This window comes from Aerococcus sp. L_32, from assembly GCF_050689315.1.
The window spans coordinates 1-548 of sequence record NZ_JBOEQF010001215.1 but is presented as its reverse complement, the minus strand read 5'-3'; the positions used below and the strand labels follow the sequence as shown (position 1 = coordinate 548).

At 38.3% G+C, this 548-nt stretch carries 1 pseudogene; it reads right to left on the bottom strand.

What is annotated here, in order from left to right:
* Positions 1–348, bottom strand: a pseudogene (locus tag ACRCJ0_RS19000) (dihydrolipoamide dehydrogenase); the annotation flags it as partial.
* Positions 349–548: the final 200 nt, after the last annotated feature.

The following is a 548-nucleotide window of genomic DNA, read 5'->3' as shown; positions in this document are numbered from 1 at the left end:
CCCAACAATGACTGGTGCTTGGTATTGATCAATTAACTTAGGCACTTCAATATCCGGTAACAAGCCTGATTTCGCGCGGTAATTTTCGAAATTGAATACTGAATTTAAGCCTGTTTCCACATTCCAATAAAAAGTCCCACTATGCAGGTGGTAGTCGTCGACAACTTTTTTAAAGGCATCAATTAGGTCCTGTTTAGCCATCCAATGGTTAGTATCCCGAAGCACTGTAAAATGGGTTAATACCGCCGCACAATAGGTGCCACAGATACCTGGACTGCCTTTGTTGATCCAAGACTTGTAAGGTCTAAAGGCCTTTTCATCAAGTCCTGTCCAAATGAGTTTTTCCATAACCGTCCCTCCAATCAATATAACTTATTATATCATTATTCAACCTATCTTTTAATTATAGTGCTTATAGAATAGGAATTCACTCCTTGCCCGCACCACAAATTAAAGGTCTTAAAAATCTGATAATATTGCGACCTATCCATGTTTTTCCCGTGAATTGTTGCTATAATGATAACTATGATTACATTAGGGAGGTGTAT